16 protein-coding genes are annotated in these 25,019 nt (G+C 70.3%); 6 read left to right on the forward strand and 10 right to left on the reverse strand.

The features are described from left to right. Positions 1-5: 5 nt before the first annotated feature. From ACH3VR_RS02170 to ACH3VR_RS02195, 6 genes are all read right to left on the reverse strand, one after another. Positions 6-776: an SDR family NAD(P)-dependent oxidoreductase gene (locus ACH3VR_RS02170; RefSeq protein ID WP_396639104.1), complete on the reverse strand. Its 771-nt coding sequence runs from the start codon at positions 774-776 to the stop codon at positions 6-8. Then, positions 773-3,472: an MGH1-like glycoside hydrolase domain-containing protein gene (locus tag ACH3VR_RS02175; RefSeq protein WP_396639105.1), complete on the reverse strand. Its 2,700-nt coding sequence runs from the start codon at positions 3,470-3,472 to the stop codon at positions 773-775. The genes ACH3VR_RS02170 and ACH3VR_RS02175 overlap by 4 nt, the downstream gene beginning before the upstream one ends. Positions 3,473-3,516: 44 nt before the next feature. Continuing rightward, the gene (gene cydB, locus ACH3VR_RS02180) at positions 3,517-4,542 is read right to left on the reverse strand and encodes a cytochrome d ubiquinol oxidase subunit II (protein WP_396639106.1); all 1,026 of its coding nucleotides are present in this window, start codon (positions 4,540-4,542) and stop codon (positions 3,517-3,519) included. A 12-nt stretch (positions 4,543-4,554) separates the two neighbouring features. Then, a complete protein-coding gene (locus ACH3VR_RS02185; RefSeq protein WP_396639107.1) occupies positions 4,555-5,964 on the reverse strand; it encodes a cytochrome ubiquinol oxidase subunit I in 1,410 nt (469 codons plus the stop codon). A 144-nt stretch (positions 5,965-6,108) separates the two neighbouring features. Further along, positions 6,109-6,594: a nitroreductase family deazaflavin-dependent oxidoreductase gene (locus tag ACH3VR_RS02190; RefSeq protein ID WP_396639108.1), complete on the reverse strand. Its 486-nt coding sequence runs from the start codon at positions 6,592-6,594 to the stop codon at positions 6,109-6,111. Then, on the reverse strand, positions 6,591-7,091 hold the full coding sequence (locus ACH3VR_RS02195) for a nitroreductase family deazaflavin-dependent oxidoreductase (protein WP_396639109.1): 501 nt from the start codon (positions 7,089-7,091) through the stop codon (positions 6,591-6,593). Before ACH3VR_RS02195 ends, ACH3VR_RS02190 begins: the two co-directional genes overlap by 4 nt. A gap of 82 nt (positions 7,092-7,173) precedes the next feature. On the opposite strand from ACH3VR_RS02195, the gene ACH3VR_RS02200 reads away from it, so the two are divergent. The 6 genes from ACH3VR_RS02200 (at position 7,174) to ACH3VR_RS02225 (ending at position 18,022) form a co-directional block, all read left to right on the forward strand. Then, positions 7,174-7,860, forward strand: coding sequence for a phosphatase PAP2 family protein (locus ACH3VR_RS02200; RefSeq protein ID WP_396639110.1), 687 nt, complete (start codon positions 7,174-7,176; stop codon positions 7,858-7,860). A 139-nt stretch (positions 7,861-7,999) separates the two neighbouring features. Beyond that, a complete protein-coding gene (locus ACH3VR_RS02205; RefSeq protein ID WP_396639111.1) occupies positions 8,000-10,039 on the forward strand; it encodes a helicase HerA-like domain-containing protein in 2,040 nt (679 codons plus the stop codon). Between the two features lie 116 nt (positions 10,040-10,155). After that, the gene (locus ACH3VR_RS02210; protein ID WP_396639112.1) at positions 10,156-12,588 is read left to right on the forward strand and encodes an FdhF/YdeP family oxidoreductase; all 2,433 of its coding nucleotides are present in this window, start codon (positions 10,156-10,158) and stop codon (positions 12,586-12,588) included. Positions 12,589-12,664: 76 nt separating this feature from the next. Next, positions 12,665-14,278, forward strand: a complete 1,614-nt coding sequence (locus ACH3VR_RS02215; protein ID WP_396639113.1) for an SDR family oxidoreductase — start codon at positions 12,665-12,667, stop codon at positions 14,276-14,278. A gap of 50 nt (positions 14,279-14,328) precedes the next feature. After that, positions 14,329-16,968: a multicopper oxidase domain-containing protein gene (locus ACH3VR_RS02220; protein WP_396639114.1), complete on the forward strand. Its 2,640-nt coding sequence runs from the start codon at positions 14,329-14,331 to the stop codon at positions 16,966-16,968. Continuing rightward, entirely contained in the window at positions 16,949-18,022 is a 1,074-nt protein-coding gene (locus tag ACH3VR_RS02225; RefSeq protein WP_396639115.1) for a cytochrome P450, read from the forward strand. The genes ACH3VR_RS02220 and ACH3VR_RS02225 overlap by 20 nt, the downstream gene beginning before the upstream one ends. A gap of 111 nt (positions 18,023-18,133) precedes the next feature. On the opposite strand, the gene narI is transcribed toward ACH3VR_RS02225, so the two are convergent. The 4 genes from narI to ACH3VR_RS02245 are packed head-to-tail and all read right to left on the reverse strand — an operon-like array spanning position 18,134 to position 25,012. After that, positions 18,134-18,892: a respiratory nitrate reductase subunit gamma gene (narI, locus tag ACH3VR_RS02230; protein WP_396639116.1), complete on the reverse strand. Its 759-nt coding sequence runs from the start codon at positions 18,890-18,892 to the stop codon at positions 18,134-18,136. Beyond that, a complete protein-coding gene (gene narJ, locus ACH3VR_RS02235; protein ID WP_396639644.1) occupies positions 18,889-19,587 on the reverse strand; it encodes a nitrate reductase molybdenum cofactor assembly chaperone in 699 nt (232 codons plus the stop codon). Before narJ ends, narI begins: the two co-directional genes overlap by 4 nt. 5 nt (positions 19,588-19,592) lie before the next feature. Continuing rightward, the gene (gene narH, locus ACH3VR_RS02240) at positions 19,593-21,278 is read right to left on the reverse strand and encodes a nitrate reductase subunit beta (protein WP_396639117.1); all 1,686 of its coding nucleotides are present in this window, start codon (positions 21,276-21,278) and stop codon (positions 19,593-19,595) included. Beyond that, a complete protein-coding gene (locus ACH3VR_RS02245) occupies positions 21,278-25,012 on the reverse strand; it encodes a nitrate reductase subunit alpha (RefSeq protein ID WP_396639118.1) in 3,735 nt (1,244 codons plus the stop codon). The genes narH and ACH3VR_RS02245 overlap by 1 nt, the downstream gene beginning before the upstream one ends. Between the last annotated feature and the right edge of the window lie 7 nt (positions 25,013-25,019).

A 25,019-nucleotide genomic window follows, 5' to 3' on the forward strand; every position in this document is an offset into this window, starting at 1 on the left:
ACGGATCAGAGGCCGGGGCTCGAGTGCATGAGACCGCCGTCGACGAACACGGTCGTCGCGTTGAGGTACGCCCCGCCGTCCGACCCGAGGAACGCCACGACGCTCGCGATCTCCTCGGGCTGGGCCATCCGGCCGAGGGGGATGGCGGCGTCGAGCGTCTTCATCTTCTCGGGGTCGGCCATCGTCGACGTGTTGATGGGTGTCGCGACGGCGCCGGGGCCGACGTTGACGATGCGGATGCCGTGCGGGCCGAGCTCCTGACCGGCCGTGCGGGTCAGCATCCGCGCGCCGCCCTTCGACAGGCAGTAGGCCGTGTTGCCGGGCATGGGCCAGTCCTCGTGCACGGAGCTGATGTTGATGATGGCGCCGCCGCCGCCCTGCGCGATCATCTGCTTGGCCGCGAGCTGCGTGCCGAAGAACGCGCTCTTGAGGTTGACGTCGAGGACGAAGTCGTACTGCTCCTCCGTCGTCGACAGCACGTCGGTCCGCGTCTCGACGCCCGCGTTGTTGACCATGATGTCGAGGCGGCCGAACGTCGAGACCGCGGCATCCACGAGCTTCTCGAGGTCGTCGACCTTGCTCACGTCGGCCTCGACGCCCGTGACCTTGTCGTCGCCGAGCGCGTGGAGTTGCTGCTCGAGCTCGTCGGTGGCCTCGGGGTGCGTCACCCAGTCGATGACCACCGACGCGCCCTGAGCCACCAGCTCGAGCACGATGGCCTTCCCGATCCCGCTGTTGCCGCCCGTGACGATGGCGACCTTTCCTTCAAGGGTCATTTCGATGCGTCCTTCCGCTTCGAGGCCGACGATGCGGCCGGGGTGGTCATGACGAGGTGGGCGACGAGCGCCGTCCACCCCGTCTGGTGCTCGGCGCCCAGCCCCATGCCGGTGTCGCCATGGAAGTACTCGTGGAAGGGCAGGTTGTCCTTCCAGCGGGGGTCGGTCGCGAGCAGGTCGTACCAGCCGTGCACCGGCCGGCGTCCGTCCTCGCCGGGGAGGAACATCGAGATCAGCCGGCGCGCGATGTCGTCGGCGGAATCGCGGAGGGGCTGGGTGACGCCCGACCCGGCGGGGTACTCGACGGCGAACTCCTCGGGCGAGAGCTTGTCGTAGTCGCGGAGCGCCTCGACGAGCATGACGTTGAGGGGCATCCATACGGGCCCGCGCCAGTTGGAGTTGCCGCCGAAGAGGTTGGTCGTCGACTCGGCCGGCTCGTAGTCGACGGTCGCGACCTGGTCGCCCACCTGCAGCGAGAAGGGGTGGTCGCGGTGCCAGGCCGAGATCGAGCGGATGCCGTAGGGCCCGAGCAGCCCGCTTTCGTCGAAGAGGTTGCCGAGCAGCCGCACGAGCCGGTCAGGCGGGATGAGGGCGAGGAGGCGGTGCCGCACGCCGTCGATGTCGCGGGTGTGGAACAGGCTCGCGTCGCCCGGGTGGTTCCCGAGCCACCACAGGCCTCGCTCGCGGAAGCCCGGCAGCGCGTCGCCGACGAGGTCGATGTCGTATGCGAGCGATGCGCGGAGAGGGACGAGGCCGACGAGAGACTTCACCTTGACGGGCAGATCCACGCCGTCGGCGCGGTGGAAGACGTCGTAGTAGAAGGCATCCTCGTCGTCCCACATGATGCCGCTGTTGGCGGCCGTCGCGATGGCGAGGAAGTGCTCGAGGAACTTCGTCGCGATGTCCTCGTACGCGGAATCGTGCAGCGCGAGGCGCAGGGCGATGTCGAGCAGGTCGATCGCGTACATCGCCATCCAGCCCGTGGAGTCGGCCTGCTCGAGGTAGCCGACGTCTGGCGTGAGGCTCGATCGGTCCAGCGGTGAGATGTTGTCGAGGCCCATGAACCCGCCCTCGAACAGGTTGTCGCGCTCGCGATCCTTGCTGTTGACCCACCACGTGAAGTTGATCAGCAGCTTGTGGAAGACGCGCGCGAGGAAGTCGAAGTCGGTGCGGCCGTCGATCTCGAAGACGCGGATCGCGGCCCACGCGTGCACGGGCGGATTGACGTCGGAGAAGTCCCACTCGTACGCGGGGAGCTGGCCGCCCGGATGCATGTACCACTCGCGCAGGAGCAGGAGCAGCTGATCCTTCGCGAACGCGGGGTCGATGTGCGCGAGCGTGACGCAGTGGAACGCGAGGTCCCATGCCGCGAACCACGGGTACTCCCACGGGTCGGGCATCAGGATCACGTCGTGACTGTTGAGGTTCTGCCAGCGTCCGTTGCGGACGTCGCCGCGGCCAGGCGGGGGCGGAGGATTGCCGGGGTCGCCGGTGAGCCAGCGCGCCACGTCGTAGTGGTAGAACTGCTTGCCCCACAGCAGCCCCGCGAACGCCTGCCGCGCGACGCGGTACTCCTCTGAATCCTGCGCCGCGGGGATCGTCGCGTCGTAGAACTTGTCGGCCTCGTTGCGGCGGCGCTCGAGGATGCGGTCGAAGTCCTTCGCGACGTCGACGGGCGTGTTCGCGAGCGCCTCGGCGGGGGTGTCCACGCCGAGCGTCGCGGCGCCGACGAGCCGCACCCGTACACGGGCGGAGCCGCCCGCGGGGACCGTCAGCACGTAGTGGAGAGCAGCCTTCGTGCCGACCTGGTCGGGGTTGACCGTCTGCGCGCCGTGCAGGACGTGGTCGTTGATGCCGTCTTTGGGGTAGGGGGATCCCGGAGAGCCGTAGAGCCGCTCGGTGTTCGTCTCGTTGTCGCAGAAGAGGGCCTCGGCTGAGCCGTCGCCGGTGAGCACGAGCGGCCCTGAGCGCGAGTGCTCGCCCACGATGCGGCCGCCCTCGGCACGCAGCACGGGCTTGTCGTTCTCGGGGTAGCCCCACGACCAGATGTTGCGGAACCACAGCGTCGGGAGCACGTGGATCGTCGCCTCTTCGGGTCCGGCGTTTTCGACCGTGATGTTCATGAGGAGGTCGTGCGGCCCCTCCTTCGCGTAGTCGACCGTCACCGACCAGTAGCGGTCCTCGGCGAAGACGCCGGTGTCGACGAGCTCGTACTCGGGCTCGAGTTTGCCGCGACGCGCGTTCTCGGCCACGAGGTCGCCGTACGGGAACTCGCGCTGCGGGTAGTGGTAGCGCCACGTGTTCCAGGAGTGCGTCGGGGTGCCGTCGAGGTACCACCAGTACTCCTTGACGTCCTCCCCGTGGTTTCCCTGCGGACCCGTGAGCCCGAACATGCGCTCTTTGAGGATCGGGTCGACGCCGTTCCACAGAGCGAGCGACAGGCACCAGGTCTGGCTCTCGTCGCTGAAGCCGGCCATGCCGTCCTCGTTCCAGCGGTAGACGCGCGACCGAGCGTGGTCGTGCGGGAACGAGTCCCACGCGTCGCCGCCGGCGCTGTAGTCCTCGCGCACGGTGCCCCAGGCCCGCTCGGAGAGGTATGGTCCCCAGTCCCGCCACGCGACGTCTGCTGTCGCAGCGAGGCGGACGCCCTCCGCGGTCTTCGCGGCGGCGCTTCGCGAGGCGGGGATGTCGGGCATGTCAGGACTCCTTCGAGGCGATGGGGAGGGATGGTGGCAGAGCGTCAGGCGGTGCCGCGCGGGTCGCGCACCCCGGCGAGGGCGACGACGGGCGAGGTCAGGCGCCGACGGAAGACGACGTAGCTCCACGCCTGATAGGCCAGGACGATCGGGACCATGACGAGTGCGACCACCGTCATGACCTGGAGCGAGTACTCGCTCGACGACGAGTTCTCGACGGTGAGCGACGCCGACGGGTCGGTCGAGACGAGGAGCGTCGGGTAGAGGTGTGCGAAGAGCGCGACGATGACGCCGCCGATCGTGACGGCCGTCGCGATGAAGACGAGGCGCGAGCGGCGGAGCACGGCGCCGCTGGCCGCCGCAGCCGCGGCGAGGATCGGGATCGCCACCGCGATGATGCCCCAGACTCCCGTGGGGGCGAGCACGGCGATCCACACGGAGAGGATCATGACCAGGACCGCGCCGGGGATCGCGAGGGCCCGCACGATCATGCGCGACCGGGCCAGCACGGTTCCGGTGGTGCGCAGGCCCAGGAACGCGGCGCCGTGCACGAGGCAGAGGACGACGAGCGTCACGCCGAACAGGAGCCCGAACGGGGTGAACAGGTCGGCGAACGACCCCGTGAAGTCACCGTCGGCGTTGACCGGGAGCCCCGCGAGCAGATCCCCGAGAGCCACGCCGAGCAGGAACGGCGCCGCGATCGATCCGATCGTGAGCGTCCAGCTCCACAGGCCCCGCCAGGACGCGCCCTGGAACTTTCCGCGGAACTCGAACGACACCCCGCGCAGGATGAGCGCCGAGAGGAGCAGCCACACCGCGAGATAGAGCGAGGAGAACCACGTCGCGTACCAGTTGGGGAAGGCCGCGAACATGGCGGCGCCGGCGACGATGAGCCACACCTCGTTGCCGTCCCAGACCGGGCCGATCGTGTTGATGACGACGCGGCGCTCGACATCGTCGCGGCCGATCAGCTTGTGCAGCGCGCCGACGCCGAAGTCGAACCCCTCCAGGACGAAGAAGCCCGTCCAGAAGAAGGCGACGGCGATGAACCAGAAGGTCTGCAGCTCCATCGTCGGCTCCTCTCAGTAGGTCAGTGACGGGGTCGTGTCGTCGGCGTGCTCGCGGTCTGCGGCGTCCGCCTCGGAGGATTCGTCCGGGATCCCGCGACGCGCGTGCCGGATCATGAGCACGGCGGCGACGACGCCGATCGAGAGGTAAAGGGTCGCGACGATGACGAGGCTGATGATGATCTGCGTCGCCGTGCCCGACCCGGACAGGCCGTCCGCAGTCATCATCAGACCCTGCACGATCCATGGCTGCCGCCCGCTCTCGGTGAGCAGCCACCCCGCAGTCGCCATGAAGAACGGCGTGATCATGATCCAGCTCGCCACCCACAGGAAGACGCGGGAGGTCGGGAGCTTGCGCCGCCACATGGCCCACAGTCCCCATGCGGCGAAAAGCACGAGAAGCGCGCCGCCGTATGCCATGACGCGCATCGACCAGTACTGGATGAACACAGGGGGGATGTAGTCGCCGTCGCCGAACTGCTGCTGGTACTGCTCGTTGAGCGGAGTGAGCCCTTGCACTTCGCCGTCCCACGTACCCGTCGCCAGCAGCGACAGCAGGTGCGGCACCTCGATGATCTTGGTCGGCGGGTCGTCGGCCGTCCATCCGCCGATCTGCAGCAGCGAGAACGAGCAGGGCTGGCAGGTCATCCAGTTGGCCTCGGCCGCCGCGATCTTCATCGGCTGATAGGTCGTCTCGTTGATGCCGAGCTGTCCGCCGACCTGCATCTGCAGGAGCGCCGCGATGAAGAGCACGACGATGCTGAGCTTCGCGGTCGAGGAGAACTCGGCGACGTTGCGTGAGCGGCGCAGCTGCCACGCCGAGACGGCCAGCATGAGGCAGGCTCCGAAGATGAGCGCCACGAGCAGCACATGCAGGTAGCTCCACACGAAAACCCGGTTCGTGAACAGGTCGCCGATCGAGGTGAGCTCGGCGCGGCCCGTGTCCGGATTGATCGTGTAGCCGGTCGGATGCTGCATCCAGGAGTTCGCCGCGATGATGAACAGCGCCGAGAGGCACGCCCCGAGCGGGACCATCCAGGCCGTCACGAGGTGCACGGTGCGGGGCAGTACGCCGAAGCCGAACAGCCACAGCCCGAGGAACGTCGACTCGAGGAAGAAGGCGAGCAGGCCCTCCATCGCGAGTGGCGCGCCGAAGACGTCGCCGACGAAGCGCGAATAGGCCGACCAGTTCGTGCCGAACTGGAACTCCTGCACGAGGCCCGTCACGACTCCGACCGCGACCGAGATCAGCATGAGTCCGCCGAAGAAGCGCAGAACGCGCTTGAGCTCCGGCGTGCCCCTGCGGTGCCACCGCGTGTGCAGGATCGCGACGAGGATCGACATGCCGATCGTCATCGGGACGAACAGGAAGTGATAGATGCTGGTGAAGGCGAATTGGATCCGTGCGAGGTCCAGATCGTCCATGCTCTGCCCCCTTCTCGTATGTCAACGCGAAAGAGCCGGACAGCGCAAAGCTAGGGCCGGACAGGAACGTCCGGCCGCATCCTCATCCGTCGGGAATGATCGATGCCCGTGAACAACGGGTGAACGGGCGGAGCGGGTGACGCCTCAGCGGTGCACCGGTTGGAGGACGAAGATCCTCGCGGTGCGGCCCGAGTCCCGCTCGTAGTCGCGGTAGTCGGGCCACTGCGCCTCCATGACAGCCCACGCGGCGTCGCGCTCCTCGTCGGGGACGAGCGTCGCGCGGACGGCCATGCGCCGACCCCGCACGGTGATCTCGGCATCCGGATGCGCCAGCAGGTTCGCCGTCCACGCGGGGTGGCGCGCACCGGCCCAATTCGTGCCGGCGACGAGGGCGCGCCCCTTGCCGTCCGGCGTGAACATGAGCGGCGCATCGCGGGGCTCGCCCGACCTCGCACCGATCGTGTGCAGCGTGAGCGACGGCACGAGGAACGCGGTCAGCTGCACACGGCCGCGCGAGATACGGGCGACGAACCGCTCGAGCGACGGGAGCAGGGTGGTCGCGAACCGTCGGAACGGGCCCGTGCGCGTGACGGGTGCGAGGACCGCGCGGACGACATCGACGATGCTCATGACTCCGCCTTGCGCACCGGCTGAAGGCGGAAGAGCCGCACCGTGCGGCCGGACGCGCGCTCGTAGTTGCGGTATCCGGGCCACTGCTGCTCGATGCGCGACCACGTCGCGTCGCGCTCCGCCTCGGGGATCGGCGTCGCGCAGACCGCCATGCGGCGGCCGCGCACGGTGATCTCCGCGTCGGGATGTGCGAGCAGATTCGTCGTCCACGCGGGATGCCGCGCGCCCGCGAAGTTGGTGCCCGCGACGATCGCCCGGCCCTGCCCGTCCGGGCAGTACATGAGCGGTGCGTCGCGTGCCTCGCCGGACTTCGCGCCGATCGTATGGAGCACGAGCGACGGCACGAGCAGCGCGCTCACCTGCACCCGCCCGTGCGTGAGCCGCGAGACGACGCGCTCGACGACGGGGAGCGCTTGCGGCCCGATCCATCGGCGGAAGACGCGCGTGCGCGTGAGCGGCGAGACGACGGCGCGGACGACATCGACGACGCGGGGCATGAGCACATCTTCTCGCGGGTGGATCTGCGAAACCACCTGTCAACCCCCATCGCTTCGGACCGAACCGCCGCAGAATGGGGCGATGGAGGACGTGAAGGCTGTTGCCACCGGAATTCAGACGGCTCGCCTGCCCCGCGGGCGGCTGCTCGTCATCGGACTCGTCCTGATCGCAGCTTCGACGGCGCTGGGTGCGTGGATCCTGGTGCGCGGAACACCGCCGTTCGCGGTCGACGTCTGGTGGAACGACCTGCTTCTGAGCTGGGGGTCGTCGTTCATGCTGGGCTTCTCGCTCGTCATGAACTTCCTCGGCGGGGGGTGGGTGGGCGTCTTCGCCGTGCCGCTCGCCATCACTCTGACCCTCGTCTTCCTGCGTCGGCCGTGGTCGGCGGCCTACTTCGTGGCGTCGTCGGTCGCCTCGGCCCTGCTCGTGCAGCTCCTCAAGCACACGTTCGGTCGCGCCCGCCCGGAAGACATCCAGGTGGTCTCGGACTACGGGTCGTATCCCTCCGGCCATGTCGCGAACGCGGCGACGATCGCCACCGCGGTCGCGATCGTCTTCCCGCGCCTCGTCGTCTTCATCGGCGGCGCCGTCTATGTGCTGCTCATGGCGCTGAGCCGCACGTACCTGCACGCGCATTGGCTCAGCGACACCCTCGGCGGTGCGATGGCGGGCGCGGGCGTCGCGCTCGTGCTCGCCGCGATCTTCATCGGGCTCGTCCGGCGCGAACCCGTGCCGCGCGTGACGGTTCCGAAGGAGACCAACCGGTGAGGGTACCCCCGCCCTCTCCACTCGCCGCTGACGCGTCGGGTGGAGCCTGTGGGCGCGTGGGCCCGGCCGCGGCCCGCCGCCGCATGGGCTGAGGCATGCGGCCGGCCGGCGCTGTCGGGGCCGTGGCTAGGCTGTGCCCATGAGCGATGCCGCTTCCGCAGATCCCGCTGTCGCCGCCGCTGAAGCCGAGCTCGCACGCCTGCGCGCAGAGGCGGAAGCCGCCGAAGCCCAGCTGAAAGCCGCGCAGGCGAAGGCGGCGCTCGCCGCCGCCGAGGCCGCCGCCGCCAAGGCCCGCGCCGCCGCCCCGGCCCAAGTCGCGAGCCCCGCGTCGCCGGCGCAGCCGGCGCCCGCTCCCGTCGCACCCGCACCCGGCGACCCGACGCCGGCACCCTCCCACGCGGCGCCCGGCGACCCGGCGCCGTCGCCCAGCGACGCGACACTCGGCGACCCGACGTCCGGTTCCACGGCCCCAGGGCCCGCGGGAGCGCCCACCCAACCCTCCGCTGCCCAGGCCCCCAGTGCTTCCCCCGCACGATCGGAGACCGAATCCGGTCCTCTCAACGCGGATCAAATCGCGAACATCATCTCCGGGTACACGTTCGAAGCAACGACTCTCGACCTCGGCGCTCTCCTCAATGGGGGCGATCCCGTGAAAGAGGCGCAGATCCGCATTCCGCTCGGCATGATGAACCGGCACGGCCTCGTCGCGGGCGCGACCGGCACGGGCAAGACGCGCACGCTGCAGGGGCTCGCCGAGCAGCTCGCGGCGAAGGGCGTGCCCGTGTTCGCGGCCGACATCAAGGGCGACCTGTCGGGCGTCGCGACGCCCGGCGTGCCGAACGACAAGCTGCTCGCGCGCACCGCCGCGATCGGCCAGGACTGGAAGCCCGAGGCGTCGGTCACGGAGTACTTCGCACTCGGCGGAATCGGCAAGGGTGTGCCCGTCCGCGCGACGGTGAGCGGCTTCGGCCCCCTGCTGCTGAGCAAGGTGCTCGGCCTCAACGAGACGCAGGAGTCGAGTCTCGGGCTCGTCTTCCACTACGCCGACGAGCACGGCCTCGCCCTCGTCGACCTGTCCGATCTCCGCGCCGTGCTGACCTACCTCACGAGCGACGAGGGCAAGGCCGAGCTCAAGACGCTCGGCGGGCTCTCGGCTGCCACCGCCGGGGTGATCCTGCGCGAGCTCATCACCTTCGCCGACGCCGGCGCTGACGTGTTCTTCGGCGAGCCCGAGTTCGAGGTCGGGGAGTTCCTGCGCACGGCGCCCGACGGGAGGGGCATCATCTCGCTCCTCGAGGTTCCCGGTGTCGCCGACAAGCCCGCGCTCTTCTCGACGTTCCTCATGTACCTGCTCGCCGAGCTGTTCGAGCTGCTGCCCGAGGTGGGCGACCTCGACAAGCCCAAGCTCGTGTTCTTCTTCGACGAGGCGCACCTGCTCTTCACGGACGCGTCGAAGGACTTCACGGCGGCGATCGTGCAGACCGTGCGGCTCATCCGCTCGAAGGGCGTCGGCGTCTTCTTCGTGACGCAGACCCCCAAGGACGTGCCGTCCGACGTGCTCGGGCAGCTCGGCTCGCGCGTGCAGCACGCCCTGCGCGCGTTCACTCCCGACGACGCGAAGGCGCTGCGGGCGACGGTCGGCACCTACCCGAAGTCGGGCTACGACCTCGAGCGCACGCTGCAGGAGCTCGGCACGGGCGAGGCGATCGTCACGGTCATGAGCGAGAAGGGCGCGCCGACGCCTGTCGCGTGGACGCGCCTGCGCGCGCCGCAGGGACTCATGTCGCCGACACCCGACGCGCAGATCGAGGCGGCGGTCGCGGCATCCCCTCTTCTCGCGAAGTACGGCACGGCGGTCGACCCCGAGTCGGCGCGCGAGATCCTCACGGCCAAGATGAACGCGGCAGCCGAGGCCGCCGCCGCCGATGAGGCCGCGATCGCGAAGGCGAAGGCCGATGCCGACTACGCCAAGCAGCAGGCCGCGGCCGACAAGGCTCAGGCCGCCGCCGAGAGGAAGGCGCAGGCCGAGTACGAGCGGCTCATGAAGAAGACGTCCGGCACGACCCGCACGTCGCGCAAGCAGGAGAAGTCGCCCCTCGAGTCGATCCTGAACTCCCGGTCGACAGAGGCGATCCTGTCGAGCGTCATCCGCGGCGTGTTCGGCAACGGGCGGCGCTGACCTCGGCGCTTCGTCCCGCTCAGCAGAAGCCTGCGGATCCCGAGGGGTGACGCAGACCTAGCATGGGAGAAGGCCCCGGCATCTGGTGCCCGGCCCCTGCCACGCGAGGAAGCATCATGGCCAAGCGCGCCCCCACCGCCGACATCGACGAGTCGAAGGTCCGGCATTCGAGCACCAAGAAGGTCGCCGTCGGCGTGCCCGCGGTGCTGCACGCCCTGCAGATCGCGAACGACCAGATGGGGGTGAAGCGCAGCGTCGAGTCACTGCTGCGCGTCAACCAGAAGGACGGCTTCGACTGCCCGGGCTGCGCGTGGCCCGAGGAGGACAAACGGCACATCGCTGAGTTCTGCGAGAACGGCGCCAAAGCCGTCGCCGAGGAGGCGACGCTGCGCCGCGTGGGTGCCGACTTCTTCGCGCAGCACTCCATGGCCGAGCTCGAGGCCCACGACGACTGGTGGCTCGGCCAGCAGGGTCGCCTCACCCAGCCGATGCTGCTCGAGGCGGGCGACACGCACTACCGCCCCATCACGTGGGCGGGTGCGCTGCTGGAGATCGCCCGAGCGCTGAGGGGTCTGGACGACCCCGATGAGGCCGTCTTCTACACGTCGGGCCGCACGTCGAACGAAGCCGCGTTCATGTACCAGCTGCTCGTGCGCGGCCTCGGCACGAACAACCTGCCGGACTGCTCGAACATGTGCCACGAGTCGTCGGGCTCGGCCCTGACCGAGACGATCGGCATCGGCAAGGGCACCGTCTCGATCGAAGACGTGCACGAGGCGGACCTGCTCATCGTCGCGGGTCAGAATCCCGGCACGAACCACCCGCGCATGCTGAGCGCGCTCGAGAAGGCCAAGCGCAACGGGGCGACGATCATCGCCGTCAACCCGCTTCCCGAGGCCGGGCTCATGCGGTTCGAGAACCCGCAGACGGTGCGGGGCGTCGCGTTCGGCGGCACGAAGCTCGCCGACGAGTTCCTGCAGATCCGGCTCGGCGGCGACCAGGCGCTCTTCCAGGCGATCGGCAAGCACCTCCTCGAGATCGAAGAGCGCGATGGCGGCGTCCTCGATCACGCGTTCATCGCGGAGCACACGAGCGGGTTCGACGCCTACACGCAGGCGATGGCGGATGTCTCGTGGCGTGAGCTCGTCGCCGCGACGGGCCTGCCGGAGTCGGTGCTGCGCCGTGTCGGAGAGACGGTGCGCGACTCGAAGTCGACGATCGTGTGCTGGGCGATGGGACTCACGCAGCACAAGCACTCCGTCCCGACCCTGCGCGACGTCGTCAACATGCTGCTCCTGCAGGGCAATATCGGGCGTCCCGGCGCAGGGGTGTGCCCTGTGCGCGGCCACTCCAACGTGCAGGGCGACCGCACGGTGGGCATCTACGAGAAGCCGTCGGCGAAGTTCCTCGACGCGCTGGACGCCGAGTTCGCGTTCGCCGCGCCCCGCGAGCACGGCTACGACACCGTGGAGGCCATCCGCGCGATGCGCGACGGCGGCGTGCGCTTCTTCATGGGAATGGGCGGCAACTTCATCTCGGCGACCCCCGACACGGAGGTCGTCGAGGCAGGCATGCGCAGTGTCGACCTCACGGTGCAGGTGTCGACGAAGCTCAACCGGTCGCACGTCGTGACGGGCAAGCGTGCGATCATCCTCCCGACCCTGGGCCGCACCGATCGCGACAAGCGCGGCGGCAAGGAGCAGCGCGTGTCGGTCGAGGACTCGATGGGCGCCGTGCACTCGTCGCGCGGACGCCTGGCACCGCCCTCGGAAGACCTGCTGAGCGAGGTGGCGATCGTCGCGCGCCTGTGCGCGCTCGTGTTCGGGGCGAGCGGGCCCCGGCCCGTGCCCGTCGGCACCGGCGTGCACGACCGTGCGGAGATCGAGCACTCGCAGGTCGAACGGGCTCCCGGCCGAGAGGGCCAGCGGACCGACAGTGCCGCGGTGGGGCATCCGCTCAACGTGCCGCAGGCCGATTGGACCGCGCTCGAGGACGATTACGCGCTCATCCGCACGCACATCCAGAATGTGATCCCGGGCTTCGAGGACTACGAGCAGCGGATCGACAAGGGCCGCACGTTCTTCCTGCCGAACGGGCCGCGCGATGCGCGCACCTTCGCGACGGTCGACGGCAAGGCGCGGTTCACGGTCAATCCGCTCGAGTACCCGCGCATCCCGAAGGGCCGGCTGCTCCTCCAGACGCTGCGCTCGCACGACCAGTACAACACCACGATCTACGGCAAGGACGACCGCTACCGCGGCATCTCGGGCGGCCGCCGCGTCGTGCTCGTCAACGCGAAGGACATCCAGGTGCTCGGCTTCGCCGAGGACGAGATCGTCGACCTCGTGTCGGAGTGGATCGGGCCCGACGGCGCGGTGCAGGAGCGCCGCGCGGAGGAGTTCCGCATCGTCGCCTACAGCACGCCGCGCGGCAACGCGGCGGCGTACTACCCCGAGACGAACGTCCTCGTGCCGCTCGACTCGGTCGCCGACGTGAGCGGCACGCCGACCTCGAAGTCCGTCGTCGTGCGGCTCGAGCACCGCGCGTAGCACCGACCCGTTGCACGACGGGCGGCCCCGCACAAGGCCTGGCCGCGGCATCCCGTCCCCGCCTAACGTCGGGGACGTGATCGACTTCACGGCGCCCACCGGGCACGAGCCCGAGCTGCGTGCGATCCCTCGCGCGGACGGCTCGCCACCCGTCGCCCTCGTGCTCGGGGCGACGGGGTACATCGGCGGACGCCTCGTGCCCCGCCTCCTCGCCGCCGGGTACCGCGTGCGGGTGCTCGCGCGCGGCGCGGCCCGCGTCGCGACGTTCGACTGGGCGACCCGCGTCGAGACGAAGGTCGGTGATGCGACGGATGCCGCGGCCGTCGGCGATGCCGTGCACGACGTGGACGTGCTCTACTACCTCGTGCATTCGATGTCGGCCGGGCGGGGCTTCGAGGAGGCCGACCGGCACGCGGCGCGCACGGTCGCGGAGGCCGCCGGCGCGGCGGGCGTGAAGCGCATCGTCTACCTCGGCGGACTGCATCCCGACGATGCCGAACTCTCGCCGCATCTGCGGTCACGGGTCGAAGTGGGCGAGATCCTCCTCCGGTCGGGCGCACCGACCCTCGTGCTGCAGGCGGGGGTCGTGATCGGCTCCGGGTCGGCCTCGTTCGAGATGGTCCGGCATCTCACCGAAGTGCTGCCGTACATGCCGGCGCCGAAGTGGGTGCGCAACCGCATCCAGCCGATCGCGGTGCGCGACGTGCTGCACTACCTGCTCGGGGCGGCCCGCGTGCCGGCCGACGTGAACCGCGCGGTCGACATCGGCGGGCCCGACGTGCTGCGATACGGGCAGATGATGAACGGCTACGCGGTCGAGGCGGGGCTCCCGCAGCGTCCGATCGCCGCGCTGCCCGTGCTCACGCCGCGGCTCGCCTCGCACTGGGTCAACCTCGTGACGCCGATCCCGCGGTCGATCGCGCAGCCGCTCGTGGAGTCGCTGCAGAACGACTGCGTCGTGAAGAACCGCGACGTCGACACGCTCATCCCGCCGCCCGCCGAAGGACTCACCCCGTACCGTCGTGCCGTCGTGCTCGCGCTCGGACGCGAGGAGGCCGACATCGTCGAGACGAGCTGGCGCGACGCCGAAGTGCTCGGCGTTCCGAGCGACCCGCTGCCGAGCGACCCCGAATGGGCCGGCCGCACGGTCTTCACCAACGTGCGCACGGCGCACACCACCGCGAGCCCCGAACACCTGTGGCGCGTGATCGAGGGCATCGGGGGAGTCAACGGCTGGTACTCGCAGCCGCTGCTGTGGGCGGCGCGCGGGTGGATGGACAAACTCGTCGGCGGTGTCGGGCTCGCGCGCGGACGACGCAGCCGGTCACGGCTGGAGGTCGGCGACGCCCTGGACTTCTGGCGCGTCGAGGCGATCGAGCCGGGCAGGCTGCTCCGGCTGCGCGCCGAGATGAAAGTGCCCGGGCTCGCCTGGCTCGAGCTGCGGGCGAGCGGCGACGGGGCCGGCTCGCGCTACGACCAGCGCGCGGTATTCTTCCCGCTCGGTCTCGCCGGCCGCCTCTACTGGCTCGCCGTGCTGCCGTTCCACGGCTTCATCTTCCGCGGCATGGCGAACCGCATCACCGCGACCGCGGAGCAGGAGAGCAGCGTCAGCGCGACCGCGGATCAGGGGGACGGCATCACCGCAACCGCCGAGCAGGGGAGCAGCATCAGCGCGACCGCCGAGCAATAAGCACGGTCGTCAGCGGAACGCGCGCCACGGCGGAGTTCTAGCGTCGAAGAGTGGATGCCGCGCCCCCACGCCGCCCCGCCCTGTCGCGGCGCGACTGGTACCTCTTGACCAACTCCGTCGTGCTCGCCTGGATCGTGCTCGCCCTCGTCGCCGTCGGCGTGCACCGGTTCGTCGACCAGCCGCTGTGGCTGCTGGTGCACGTTCCGCTGCTCGGCGCCGCAACGGCTGCGATCCTGATCTGGTCGCAGCACTTCGCCGACACGCTGCTGCGGCGCGCCGCACCGGGCGGCCGGGTGGGCCTCGGCGCGCGGCTCGCGCTGCACACAGCGGGTGCGGCGCTCGTCGTCGTCGGCATGCTCACGGGAGCGATCACGCTCGTCGCCGTGGGCGGAGGGATCGTCGCGATCGCCGTCGTGGCGCACGCGATCGTCCTGGGCACGCAGACGCACACAGCGCTCCCCGCGCGCTTCGCACCCCTCGTGCAGTACTACATCGCTGCGTGCGGCGTGTTCTTCGCCGGCATCGCCGTCGGCGTCGTCACGGCGACGCGGCCCGACCTCGCCGATCGCCTCGTGACGGCGCACCTCGTCCTCAACGCGTACGGGTGGATCGGCCTCACCGTGCTCGGAACTCTCGTGCTGCTGTGGCCGACCGTCCTGCATGCACGCATGCCCAAGACTGCGGATGCCGCGGCTCGGCACGCGCTGCCCGTACTGGTGGCCGGGCTCCTCATCGCCGCCGCGGGGCCGATCGCCGATCTTCGTCTGCTCGTCGCGGTCGGGATGGCGGTCTGGCTCGCGGGCGCCGTTCGGCTCGGAGTCGACGGATGGCGCGAGGCGCGCGCCATGCCGCCCGCGAGCTTCGCCGGATGGAGCCTCGCCGCCGGATTCTGCTGGGTCGTCGTCGCCGCGGTGGTGCTCGCGATCCAGGCTGCGGGAGCGCCGGATTGGGCGACGCTCCGCTCGGGCTACCTCGTCATGCTCGGCCCGCTCGTCGTCGGCTTCGCCGTGCAGATCGTGACGGGAGCCCTGAGCTATCTGCTCCCCGTCGTGGCGCTGGGCAGCCCCGCGGCGGCCAAGGCGGGCGCGCATGTGCTCGACCGCGGTGCCGCCTTCCGCGTGATCGCGTTCAACGGCGCCATCGCGCTCTCCCTCGTGCCCCTGCCGTCGCTCGCGAGGGTGCTCCTCTCGTTCGTCGCGGTGGGGACTGTCGTCGCATTCGTCGGGCTCGCGGTGCGGGCGATCGTCGTCGGGCGTCGCGTGCGTCGCTCCGAGGGCGACAGTCCCGGCCGCTGGGGCCGGGTCTCGATCGGGATGCCGCTGGCCACGCCGCCCGAGCCGCGGCGGCCGAGGGTCGTCGCGACCCTCTCGGCGGCCGGCATCCTCGTGCTGTGTGTCGGGACGGGCATCGCGGTCGACCCCGCGGCGGCGGGGATCTCGACGGTCGCGGCGAGCCAGGACGTCGTGGCGACAGGCGCGACGACCGAGGTCACGGTCCGCGTGCAGGCCATGCACTTCGATCCCGCCGTCATCGAGGTGCCGTACGGGGACCGCCTCGTCGTGACATTCGAGAACACCGGATCCGACGTGCACGACCTCACCTTCGCGAACGGCGTGCGCACCCAGCGGCTGGCTCCGGGCGCCTCCGAGACGATCGACGTCGGACTCGTCGGCGCCGACTTCGAGGGCTGGTGTTCCATCGCGGGTCACCGCCAGATGGGGATGGCGCTCACGGTGCACGCCGTCGGCGCACCATCCGGCGACACCGCGGACCACGCCGGCATGGCGGCGGGTGCGGGTGCGGCGTCCGGAAGCGCTGCCGCCGACGTCGACCTGCAGCGCGCACCGGCCGACGACTTCGAGGCCTGGCCCGCGGCTCTCGCCCCCGCCACCGACGAGGCGGTGCACCGTGTCACCCTCCACGTCGAAGAGGTCGTGACGGATGTCGCACCGGGCGTCTCGCAGACGCGATGGACATTCGGCGGCACCGCACCGGGGCCCGTGCTGCGCGGCAAGGTCGGAGACCGCTTCGAGATCACGCTCGTCAACGACGGATCGATCGGCCACTCGATCGATTTCCACGCGGGCTCGCTCGCGCCCGACGGGCCGATGCGCACGATTCAGCCGGGTCAGACACTGACCTACGCCTTCACGGCCACACGGGCGGGAATCTGGATGTACCACTGCTCGACGATGCCGATGTCGATGCACATCGCGAACGGCATGTACGGCGCGGTGATCATCGACCCGCCCGACCTCGCGCCGGCCGACCGGGAGTACGTCCTCGTGCAGGGCGAGCTGTACCTCGGGCCGCCAGGCGCGCCCGCGGATGCTGCCAAGATCGCGGCCGGGACGCCCGATCTGGTCGCGTTCAACGGCTACGCCGACCAGTACGTGCACCGCCCGCTCGACGCCACGGCCGGCCAGCGGGTGCGCGTCTGGGTGCTCGATGCCGGGCCCGACGGCCCGTCGTCATTCCACATCGTCGGCGGGCAGTTCGACACGGTCTACCTGGAAGGCGCGTACACCCTCCGGCCGGACGACCCCGGCGGATCGCAGGCGCTCGCGCTGCAGCCCGCGCAAGGCGGCTTCGCAGAGCTCGTCTTCCCCGAGCCGGGCGACTACCCGTTCGTCACCCACCGGATGAGCGACGCCGAGAAGGGCGCGCGAGGTGTCTTCCACGTCGGCTGAGTGCCCGCGTGACGGGCACGGACGGCTCGTCGTCTCGTCGCAGGCCGACGCCACACGCATCGCACATGATCCCGAACGCTTCTCGAACGCCGTGTCGCGGCATCTGCAGATCCCGAACGGGCTCGACGGCGCCGAGCACGCCCGCGCGACGCGGCTGCTCGCCCCCTTCTTCCACCCGCCCGCCCTCGACGAGCTCGAGCCGCGCCTCGCGCAGATCGCGGGCACACTCGTGGGCACGCTCGGCGCCCGGCCGTTCGACGCCGTCGCCGATCTCGGTGTGCTGTATGCGGTCCGCGCGCAGTCGGCGTGGCTCGGCTGGGGCGGGGTGCTCGAGGACGACCTCGTCGAGTGGGTGGGGGAGCATCGCGCCGCAGGGCGGAGCGGGAATCCGCACGCCGCAGCCGGCGCGGCGGCGAGGTTCGACGACATCATCCGCGTGCTCATCGCCGAGCGTCGCGGCCGCAAGCTCCACGACCTGACGGGCCTGCTGATGTCGCTGCGCTGGGACGACGGTCGTCGCATCTCCGACGACGAGGTCGTCTCGGTGCTGCGCAACTGGACCGGCGGCGACCTGTCGTCGCTCGCGCTGTGCGTCGCGGCGGTCGTGCACTGGGTCGCGACCCATCCGGGGCATCGCGTTCACCTCGCCGCGGCCGACGATGCCGCGATGGACGCTGCGATCGACGAGATCCTCCGCCTCGACGACCCGTTCGTCTCCAGCCGGCGGCGCGCGACGGCTGACGCCGAGGTCTCGGGATGCCCCGTCCAGGCCGGCGAGACGATCGTCCTCGACTGGCGGGCGGCGAACCGCGATCCCGAGGCGTTCGCCGATCCCGACGCGTTCGACCCGGTCGGGCACGCTGCGCGCAACCTGGTTTACGGCACCGGCGTGCACGCGTGCCCCGGCCGCGGCCTCGCGACACGCGAGCTGCGCGTGCTGCTCCGGGCCGTCCTGGCCGCCGGAGAGATCGACCTCGCCGGGCCCGTCGTGCGGGAGGAGCCGCCCCTCGCGGGTTTCCGGGCGCTGCCGGTCCGCGTCTTCGCGCGAGGCTGACGCCGCGGCGCGGCATCCACTCACCAGAACAGGGGCTTTCGCCGCCGCAGGCCGACGCTCGCCGGGACGTCCTGCCTGCGTCGAAACTCCGGTTCCGGCGCAGGCGGCGGATCAGGGCCGCCGGAGCCGCTCGGGGTCGGGCGTGCGGACGGGGTCCCACCCGCGGCGAACGGGGCGCGCGCCGCGCTGCGCGTCGCGCGAGCGGTAGACGATGTACGGGCGCGTGAGGTAGCCGATCGGTGCGGAGAACACGTGGACGAGCCGGGTGAAGGGCCAGAGCGCGAACAGCGCGAACGCCGACAGCACGTGCAGCTGGAAGAGCAGCGGCACCTCGGTCATGAGCTCCGGCTGCGGCTGGAAGAGGAGGATGCTGCGGATCCACGGCGAGATCGTCTCGCGGTAGTGGAACCCGGGCCCGAACACCTGGTACACGACCGTCGCGAGCGTGCCGAACCCGAGCGTCACGCCGAGGAAGATGTACATGACCTTGTCCATCCGGGTCGTCGCCAGGAAGACGGCCCCGACCGTCCGGCGTCGGTAGATGAGGATCGCGAGCCCCGCCAGCGTGGGGATCGCCGCCGCCGTACCGAGGAAGGTCGCGCCGAAGTGGTACATCTCCTCCGAGATGCCGATGGCGTAGAGCCACTCTCGCGGCACGAGAAGGCCGACGACGTGTCCCGCGATGACCATGAGGATGCCGATGTGGAACATCGGCGACCCCCAGCGCAGCAGGCGGCTCTCGTAGCTCTGGCTCGACCTCGTCGTCCACCCGAACTTGTCGTAGCGGTAGCGCCAGAGGTGTCCGACGATGAAGACCGCGCCGGCGGCGTAGGGGAGGGCGGCCCACAGGATGACGTCGAGGGCGTTCACGATGCGACTCCTCGCTGGGAGAGAGATTGGAAGGGCGGAAGCGAGCCGAGGAAGCTGAGGCCGACCGTTTCGGCGGGCGGCCCCTCGGTCACGAGCCGCACGAAGCGCTCGCGCGTCTCATCGTCGATGGGCGGCAGCGACAGCGTGACGGCGCGGACGGCGGCGGCCCAGGGACTGTCCATCGCCTCGAGCGCCGCGCGCAGCACCTCGATGCCGTCGCGGTGCGACGCGATGAGCGCGGCCGCGATCGGCGAGTCGCTCAGTGCGGAGAACTCCAGCACGACCGGGAGGAAGTCGGGCAGCTCGCGCGCGTCGAACTCCCACCCCGCCGCCCGGTACGCCTCGAGGAAGGTCACCAGCGCGGTGCCGCGCTTCCGGGTGTCGCCTGTCGCGTAGTAGCTGAGGTACAGGCTGCACTTCCGCTTGAGGTCGAACGTCATGACGTAGCGCCGCTGCCATTCCGTGACACCCGCGGCGGCCGCGGCATCCATGAAGTCCTCGAGCGGCTCCACGATCGGCGCGGGAAGATCGCGCAGCTCCGCCTGCAGGCGCGGGAGGCGCGCGAACCAGGCCTCGTCGGGGTAGTCCAGGAGAAGGGACGCGATCATGTGGACCCTGGCCCGCCGGTACGGGTCGAGCTCGATCGCGGCGAGCTCGTCGGGGAGCGCGCGACGCGGCGTCACGCGCGGCAGCACGATGCTCAACTCCGCTCCTCCGCTGCCCGCCGGCCTTTGCTCGTCGTGCGGATCGCGCCGGGCTGCGACGGCGGGAAGATGCCGTCGGGGATGCCGTCGCCGTCCCAGTCGAGGAGGTTGACGCGGCCTGGAGTCGAGGGCCGGTCGGCCGTCTGACGGTCCGCGAGCACATGGAAGTTCTCCACCGCGACGGGGACGCTCGGCCCGCTCGAGAGGCCGAACCGGCCGGCTCCGCCCATGCCGGGGCCGCCGTCGTAGTCGAGCGAGCACGCCATCTCCTCGAGCTGGTGCGCCTGCTCGGCGTGGGCTGTCGGGATGACGTATCGGTCCTCGTACTTCGCGATGGCGAGCAGCCGGTACATCGCCTCGACCTCGTCTCCCGTCATCCCGACCGCCCGGGCGATGCGCTCATCGCGCTCGCCGTCGAGGTTGACGCCCCGCATGTACGACCGCATCGCGGCGAGGCGGCGCAGGGCGTGGTCGACGGGTCGCGCATCACCGGCGCTGAAGAGCTCGGCGAGATAGCCGATCGGGATGCGCATCTTGTCGATCGCGGCGAACAGCGTGCGCGCGTCCTCGCCGTCGTTGCCCGATTCGCTCACGACGTCCACGAGCGGCGAGAGCGGCGGGATGTACCAGACCATGGGCATGGTCCGGTACTCCGGGTGCAGCGGAAGCGCGACTTCGTACTCCTGGATGAGCCGCCAGATGGGGCTGCGCTGCGCAGCCTCGATCCAGTCCTCCGGGATGCCGTCACGACGGGCCTGTTCGACGACGGCGGGATCATGCGGATCGAGCAGGATGCTCCGCTGCGCCGCGAGGAGCGCCTTCTCGTCCTCCATGCTTGCGGCCTCGGCGACGCGGTCGGCGTCGTACAGGACCAGGCCGAGGTACCGCAGCCGCCCGACGCACGTCTCGGAGCACACCGTCGGCAGGCCCACCTCGAGGCGCGGGTAGCACATCGTGCACTTCTCGGCCTTGCCGGTCTTGTGATTGAAGTAGACCTTCTTGTACGGGCAGCCCGAGACGCACATGCGCCAGCCGCGGCACTGGTCCTGGTCGACCAGGACGATGCCGTCCTCCGCACGCTTGTACATCGCGCCCGAGGGACACGAGGCGACGCACGAGGGGTTGAGGCAGTGCTCGCAGATGCGCGGGAGGTAAAACATGAAGGCCTTGGAGAACTCCGCCTCGACCTTCTCGCTCATCTTCTGCAGGATCGGGTCGTCCTGCATCGTCTCGAGCGAGCCGCCGAGGTCGTCGTCCCAGTTCGCCGACCACGAGATCTTCATGTCCTTGCCGGTCAGGAGGCTCTTCGGCCGGGCGACGGGCACCTGCGCGCCGCGCGGTGCGTTCAGGAGCATGTCGTAGTCGTACGTCCACGGCTCGTAGTAGTCCTGGATCTCGGGCAGCTTGGGGTTCGAGAAGATGTTCGCGAGCTTGGCGAACCGGCCGCCGCTGCGGAGCTTCAGTCGGCCGCGCTTCGTGCGCACCCAGCCGCCGCCCCACTTCTCCTGGTCCTCGTACGTGCGCGGGTAGCCGACGCCCGGCCGTGTCTCGACGTTGTTGAACCACACGTACTCGACGCCTGTCCGGTTCGTCCACGCCTGCTTGCACGTGACGGAGCACGTGTGGCATCCGATGCACTTGTCGAGATTCATGATCATCGACATCTGGGCCATGACCTTCATCAGTATTCGACCTCCTGGCCGCGCCGGCGAATGACGGTGATCTCGTCGCGCTGGTTCCCCGTCGGGCCCAGGTAGTTGAAGGCCCACGCGAGCTGCGCGTAGCCGCCGATGAGATGACTGGGCTTGAGGAGGATGCGCGTCAGGGAGTTGTGGATGCCGCCGCGCTGGCCGCTCGTCTCGGCGACGGGCACGTCCACCGTGCGGTCCTTCGCGTGGTACATGTACACGGTCCCCTCCGGCATCCGGTGCGACACGATCGCCCGCGCCACCACGACGCCGTTGCGGTTGTACGACTCGATCCAGTCGTTGTCGCGGATGCCGGCCTTCGCGGCATCCTGCGGGCTCATCCAGATCGTCGGGCCGCCGCGGGAGAGCGACAGCATGAAGAGGTTGTCCTGGTACTCGGAGTGGATCGACCACTTCGAGTGGGGCGTGAGGTACCGCACGGCGACCTCCATCTGACCGGGGGCGCGGTCAGCGCGTTTCGTCGCGCCGACCACGGGCGAGTCGAACAGGCGGTGCATGTCCAGCGGCGGGCGGTAGATCGGCAGGTTCTCGCCGAGCTCCTCCATCCAGTCGTGGTCGAGGTAGAAGTGCTGGCGGCCGGTGAGGGTGTGCCAGGGCTTGAGGTGCTCGACGTTTATCGCGAACGCCGTGTAGCGGCGCCCCCCGTGCTCCGAGCCCGACCACTCCGGCGACGTGATGACGGCGCGCGGCTGCACCTGCACGTCGGCGAACGTGATGTGCGAGCCCTCGTGGTCCTCCGCGAGGTGCGCGATGCGCTGTCCCGTCCGCTTCTCGAGCTGGCGGAACCCCTGTACGGCGAGGCGGCCGTTGCTCGTCCCCGAGAAGGCGAGGATCAGCTCGCACACCCGCTTGTCGGAATCCAGACGAACGCGGCCGGCCGTCGCGCCGCCGGAGACGACGCCGTTGAGGCGCTCGAGTCGGCGGATCTCGGCATCCGGGCGGTAGGTGATCGCCTTCGTCGTCATGCCGAGCTTCTCGGTGAGCGGGCCGAGCGACTTCCACCGCGCAGCGAGGGCGGGGTAGTCGCGTTCGACGACGATGAGCTTCGCCATCGTGACGCCCGGCACGAGCGGCGGATCGTCCGGCACGGCGCCGTGCGCGTACGCCATGACGTCGGCGGTGTCGTGCTGCAGCGGCGACGCCACGAGGTCGCGCCGCACGCCGAGATGTCCCTCGCACAGCGCGCTGAACCGCTCAGCGAGCTCGCCGAAGAGGTCGAAGTCGGTCTTCGTCTGCCACGGCGGGTTGATGGCGGGGTTGAACGAGTGCAGGAAGGGATGCATGTCGGTCGACGACAGATCGTGCTTCTCGTACCACGTCGCGGCGGGGAAGACGAGGTCGCTGAAGAGCGTCGTCGACGTCATGCGGAAGTCCGCCGTCATGAGCAGGTCGAGCTTGCCGGCAGGGGCTTCCTCGTGCCAGACGATGTCGCGCGGCCGCGACCCGTCGGGCGTCTCAGGCGCGCGAACAGCCGAGTCGGCGCCGAGCAGGTGCTTGAGGAAGTACTCGTTGCCCTTGCCGGACGAGCCGAGGATGTTGGCGCGCCACACCGTCACGATGCGCGGGAAGTTGACGGGTGCATCGGGGTCCTCGCATGCGTAGGCGAGCGACCCGTCCTGCAGCGCGTCGACGATGTGCTGAGCGGGCTCCTTGCCCGCGGCCTCGGCCTCGTCGCAGAGGTCGAGCGAGCTCCGCGAGAACGTCGGGTAGCTCGGCATCCACCCCCGCTTGACCGATTCGACGAGGCAGTCCGCCGTCGTGCGGTCGGCGAAGGCGCCGCGCGCGAGGGGGGACGCGAGCTTGTCGGCGGGCAGTCCGTCGTAGCGCCACTGGTCTGTCGCGAGGTACCAGAAGGCCGTGCCGATCATCTGCCGTGGTGGGCGGTTCCAGTCGGCGGCCGTCGCGTACTGCGAGTAGCCCGTGAGCGGGCGCACCTTCTCCTGCCCGACGTAGTGCGCCCAGCCGCCGCCGTTGACGCCCTGGCAGCCGGTCATGGTCGTGAGCGCGAGGAAGGTGCGGTAGATCGTGTCGGAGTGGAACCAGTGGTTCGTGCCGGCGCCCATGAGGATCATGGAGCGGCCGCCGGATCGCTCGGCGTTGTCGGCGAACTCGCGCGCGATGCGCGTCGCCTGGACGGCCGGCACGGAGGTGAGCTCCTCCTGCCACGCGGGCGTTCCGGGGGTGGACGGGTCGTCGTAGCCCGTCGGCCAGACGCCCGGCAGGCCCGGCCGGCCGACGCCGTACTGCGCGAGCATCAGGTCGAACACCGTCGTGACGAGGCGCCCGGCGACCGTGCGGACGGGGACGCCCCGCACGATGACGCCGGAGCCGCCCGCGTGCTCGTCGCCCGCGTCCGGTGCGACGTCGAAGCGGGGGAGCGCGATCTCGGCTGTCCGGGCGTCGCCGAGGTCGGCGATCGACAGCGGCGGCACGACGTCGCCGAGGTCGAGGTTCCAGCGGCCCTCGTCCTCGGGCGTGAACCGGTGCCCGAGCGACCCGTTCGGCACGACCGGCCTCCCCGCCTGGTCGAGCAGCACCGTCTTGAAATCGGCGCGCGCAGCAGCGGCATCCTGACCGCCCAGATCGCTCGCCGTCAGGAACTTCCCGGGCACGAGACGGTCGCCGTTGCGCTCGAGTGTCACGAGGTACGGAGCGTCGGTGAACCGTCGCAGGTAGTCCTCGAAGCGTGCCGTGCGCTTGTCGACGAAGTGCTCGCGCAGGACGACATGGCCCATCGCGAGGGCGAGCGCGGCGTCCGTTCCGGGATGCGGCGCGACCCATTCGTCGGCGAACTTCGTGTTGTCGGTGTAGTCCGGCGAGACCGTCACGACCTTCTGACCGCGATAACGGGCCTCGGCCATGAAGTGCGCGTCCGGCGTGCGGGTGACGGGCACGTTCGAGCCCCACATGATGAGGTATCCCGAGTTCCACCAGTCCGCCGATTCGGGCACGTCGGTCTGATCGCCGAAGACCTGCGGGCTGGCCACCGGCAGGTCGGCGTACCAGTCGTAGAACGACAGGATCGTTCCGCCGAGCAGGTTGAGGAACCGCGCGCCCGCGCCGTGCGACACCATCGACATCGCGGGGATCGGCGAGAAGCCGGCGACCCGGTCGGGTCCGTACTTCTTCACCGTGTAGACGTGGGCCGCCGCGGCGATCTCGAGCGCCTCGTCCCACGTCGTGCGGATCAGCCCGCCCTTGCCGCGCACGCTCTTGTAAGCGCGGGATGCCTCAGGGTCTTCGACGACCGACTCCCACGCGTCGACGGGGTCGGGGTGGACCCGCTTGGCCGCGCGGTAGAGCTCGGCGAGAGCGTCGCGGATGTAGGGGTAGCGCACGCGCGTGGGGGAGTACGTGTACCAGCTGAAGGCGGCGCCGCGGGGGCAGCCGCGCGGCTCGTACTCGGGCGAGTCGGGGCCGACAGACGGATAGTCGGTCTGCTGCGTCTCCCACGTGATGATGCCGTCCTTGACGTACACCTTCCACGAGCACGAGCCCGTGCAGTTGACGCCGTGGGTGGAGCGGACGACCTTGTCGTGCGCCCAGCGGTCGCGGTAGAAGACGTCGCCCTTGCGCCCGCCCTCGAGGAAGAGGGCGCGCAGGTCGGGCGACACCTCGCCGCGGCGCAGGAACCGGCCCATGCTGAGCAGCGGGTCGGTGAGCGGCCCGTCGGTCGCGGGGTGGATCGCTCGCGCGTCGGGGGTCATGGGTGTC

It is taken from the genome of Microbacterium alkaliflavum, from assembly GCF_044325405.1.
GTDB classification, from domain to species: domain Bacteria; phylum Actinomycetota; class Actinomycetes; order Actinomycetales; family Microbacteriaceae; genus Microbacterium; species Microbacterium alkaliflavum.

Coding starts and splice junctions, on each gene's coding strand:
- narH (WP_396639117.1), bottom strand. CDS start 21,278: ATGAAGGTCATGGCCCAGATGTCGATGATCATGAATCTCGACAAGTGC.
- ACH3VR_RS02175 (WP_396639105.1), bottom strand. CDS start 3,472: ATGCCCGACATCCCCGCCTCGCGAAGCGCCGCCGCGAAGACCGCGGAG.
- ACH3VR_RS02190 (WP_396639108.1), bottom strand. CDS start 6,594: ATGAGCATCGTCGATGTCGTCCGCGCGGTCCTCGCACCCGTCACGCGC.
- ACH3VR_RS02200 (WP_396639110.1), top strand. CDS start 7,174: ATGGAGGACGTGAAGGCTGTTGCCACCGGAATTCAGACGGCTCGCCTG.
- ACH3VR_RS02210 (WP_396639112.1), top strand. CDS start 10,156: ATGGCCAAGCGCGCCCCCACCGCCGACATCGACGAGTCGAAGGTCCGG.
- ACH3VR_RS02205 (WP_396639111.1), top strand. CDS start 8,000: ATGAGCGATGCCGCTTCCGCAGATCCCGCTGTCGCCGCCGCTGAAGCC.
- ACH3VR_RS02170 (WP_396639104.1), bottom strand. CDS start 776: ATGACCCTTGAAGGAAAGGTCGCCATCGTCACGGGCGGCAACAGCGGG.
- cydB (WP_396639106.1), bottom strand. CDS start 4,542: ATGGAGCTGCAGACCTTCTGGTTCATCGCCGTCGCCTTCTTCTGGACG.
- ACH3VR_RS02185 (WP_396639107.1), bottom strand. CDS start 5,964: ATGGACGATCTGGACCTCGCACGGATCCAATTCGCCTTCACCAGCATC.
- ACH3VR_RS02245 (WP_396639118.1), bottom strand. CDS start 25,012: ATGACCCCCGACGCGCGAGCGATCCACCCCGCGACCGACGGGCCGCTC.
- ACH3VR_RS02195 (WP_396639109.1), bottom strand. CDS start 7,091: ATGCCCCGCGTCGTCGATGTCGTCCGCGCCGTCGTCTCGCCGCTCACG.